This window comes from Variovorax sp. P1_H12_2 (assembly GCF_056405335.1).
Map to the genome: position 1 here is coordinate 1 of NZ_JBFUCI010000601.1, position 2,824 is coordinate 2,824.

Here is a 2,824-nt window from a genome sequence, read left to right on the forward strand (position 1 = left end):
GCCATGCTGCAGCACGCCGAGCAGTTCAAGGCGGCCGACATCCCCTTCGTCTTCGATCCGGGCCAGGGCCTGCCGATGTTCGACGGCAAGGAGCTGGCGCATTTCGTCGAGCTGGCGAGCTGGGTCGTGGTCAACGACTACGAAGGCAAGATGCTGTCGCAGCGCACCGGCTGGAGCCTGGCCGAGATCTCGAAGCGGGTGCGAGGCCTGGTCGTGACGCTGGCCGCCGAAGGCTGCGAGGTCTGGATCGGGGGCGAGCGCGAGCACGTGCCGGCGGTGAAGCCGGCGGCGGTGATCGAGCCCACCGGCTGCGGCGATGCCTGGCGCGGCGCGCTGCTGTTCGGCCTCGAGCAAGGCTGGTCGCTGGCACGCTGCGCGGCGCTCGGCAATCACCTGGGTGCGCTCAAGATCGCGCAACGCGGCCCGCAGAACTACCAGGTGGACCGCAAGGCCCTGGGCCTGGCGGCCTGAGCAAGGCCAATCCGGCGCCCAAAAGAAGAGCCCGACACCCGACGCGGTGTCGGGAGGCCCAATGAAAAAGCCCGACACCTTGCGGTGTCGGGCTTTTGCCTTCAAGGCCGCTGAAAAACTCAGGGCTTGCTGGCCGTCGGGAACGGCCACGCAGCCTGCGGGTTCAGCGTCGTCTGCGCAGCAGGGGCAGGCGCTACGGCAGCCTTGGCAGGCGCCTTTGCGGCCTTCTTGGCAGCAGGCTTCTTGGCGGCAGGCTTGGCAGCGGGCTTCTTCGCGGCTTTCTTGGCAGCGGGCTTCTTTGCCGCAGCCTTTTTCGCCGGCGCCTTCTTGGCGGGGGCCTTCTTCGCAGCGGCCTTCTTGGCCGGCGCCTTCTTGGCGGCTGCCTTCTTGGCAGGAGCCTTCTTCGCCGGGGCCTTCTTCGCCACTACCTTCTTGGCAGGAGCCTTCTTCGCCGGTGCCTTCTTGGCGGCGACCTTCTTGGCCGCTACCTTCTTCGCCGGAGCCTTCTTGGCCGCGACCTTCTTTGCCGGCGCCTTCTTGGCTACGACCTTCTTGGCGGGAGCCTTCTTTGCCGGGGCCTTCTTTGCAGCGGCTTTCTTAGCCGGCGCTTTCTTTGCAGTTGCCATTTCTATTTCTCCTTGATCAAGTTGAAAAAATCAACCTTTTGAAGCACTCCACGCATGTTGGTCAGCGTGAAGCGATTCATGGCGTTGGAACGGTTTCCAGCACCATGAACACCTGCACCCTCAGCGATGCCGCACTCTCCGGTGCGGTGTGTCGATGAGAGTTATTTCTGGATGCACTTTGTTTTTTATCGGAAGAGATTCAATCCCAGGAGAGCGCACCGCCCGACTGGTACTCGATCACGCGGGTTTCGAAGAAGTTGCGCTCCTTCTTGAGGTCGATCATCTCGCTCATCCAGGGGAACGGGTTTTCCTCGTTCGGGAAGAGCGTTTCGAGGCCGATCTGCTGCGCGCGCCGGTTGGCGATGTAGCGCAGGTAGCCCTTGAACATGGAGGCGTTCATGCCGAGCACGCCGCGCGGCATGGTGTCCTCGGCGTACTTGTATTCGAGCTCGACGGCCTTCATGAAGAGGGCCTTGATCTCGGCCTTGAACTCGGCCGTCCAGAGATTCGGGTTCTCGAGCTTCAGCTGGTTGATCAGGTCGATGCCGAAATTGCAGTGCATCGACTCGTCGCGCAGGATGTACTGGTACTGCTCGGCGGCGCCGGTCATCTTGTTCTGCCGGCCCAGCGCCAGGATCTGCGTGAAGCCGACGTAGAAGAACAGGCCTTCCATCAGGCAGGCGAAGACGATCAGCGACTTGAGCAGGGTCTGGTCGGTCTCGTGCGTGCCGGTCTTGAAGTTCGGATCGCTGATGGCGTCGATGAACGGGATCAGGAACTGGTCCTTCTCGCGGATCGAGGCCACTTCGTTGTAGGCGTTGAAGATCTCGCTCTCGTCCAGGCCGAGCGATTCGACGATGTACTGGTAGGCGTGCGTGTGGATCGCTTCCTCGAAGGCCTGGCGCAGCAGGAACTGGCGGCATTCGGGCGCCGTGATGTGGCGGTAGGTGCCCAGCACGATGTTGTTGGCGGCCAGCGAGTCGGCGGTGACGAAGAAGCCGAGGTTGCGCTTGACGATGCGGCGCTCGTCCTCGGTCAGGCCGTTCGGGTCTTTCCAGAGCGCGATGTCGCGCGTCATGTTCACTTCCTGCGGCATCCAGTGGTTGGCGCAGGTGGCGAGGTATTTTTCCCAGGCCCACTTGTACTTGAACGGCACCAGCTGGTTGACGTCGGTCTGGCCGTTGATGATGCGCTTGTCGGCGGCCTTGACGCGATGCGTCGCGGGTGCAGCTTGCGTGGCCGGAGCCGGACGCACCGCCGCGCCGTCATCGAGCGTGCGTGCGGCGAGGGGCGCTTGAGGGGCAATTTGCGAAGTCGGGAACTCCGACGAGCCGGCGACTGGCGCGCCGCTGTTCGATGGGTGCCGCAGTCCTTGCTGCAGATCCTTTGGCAAGGAGGGCTTGACTTCTTCGTCCCAGGTCAACATAGAAAAATCCAATGCTCAAATTATGTGAGCAACGATGTGAGTTGCAAAGTGCTCCTCACGTCGCGCTTCAATTATGTGGTCGTTATGTTGTTCGCATGCATCGCAATTTGTCGGTCGATGCCGCGAACCACCACAACTTCACGCCGACATCACTGGCAAGCTTCGCAGGTCGGATCGTCGACGCCGCAGAACGCGATGTCGGTGGCGGGCATCGAACTCAGTTGCGCTTGCGCTGCGAGCGCCGCGGCTTCGAGCGCGCTCATGCCCGACGGCGCATCGCTGCCGCCCGAGGACACCGCGT

3 protein-coding genes are annotated in these 2,824 nt (G+C 62.7%); 1 reads left to right on the forward strand and 2 read right to left on the reverse strand.

Going from position 1 to position 2,824, the window contains the following annotated elements; all coding sequences use genetic code 11:
- A partial coding sequence (locus AC1D2K_RS32985; protein WP_478094425.1) for a PfkB family carbohydrate kinase occupies nucleotides 1-471 on the forward strand: 471 nt, incomplete at its 5' end.
- 119 nt (nucleotides 472-590) lie between these two features.
- On the opposite strand, the gene AC1D2K_RS32990 is transcribed toward AC1D2K_RS32985, so the two are convergent.
- Complete coding sequence (locus tag AC1D2K_RS32990; RefSeq protein ID WP_442284989.1) at nucleotides 591-1,097, reverse strand: histone H1-like DNA-binding protein; 507 nt, start codon at nucleotides 1,095-1,097, stop codon at nucleotides 591-593.
- A gap of 199 nt (nucleotides 1,098-1,296) precedes the next feature.
- On the reverse strand, nucleotides 1,297-2,523 hold the full coding sequence (locus AC1D2K_RS32995) for a ribonucleotide-diphosphate reductase subunit beta (RefSeq protein ID WP_478094427.1): 1,227 nt from the start codon (nucleotides 2,521-2,523) through the stop codon (nucleotides 1,297-1,299).
- Nucleotides 2,524-2,824: the final 301 nt, after the last annotated feature.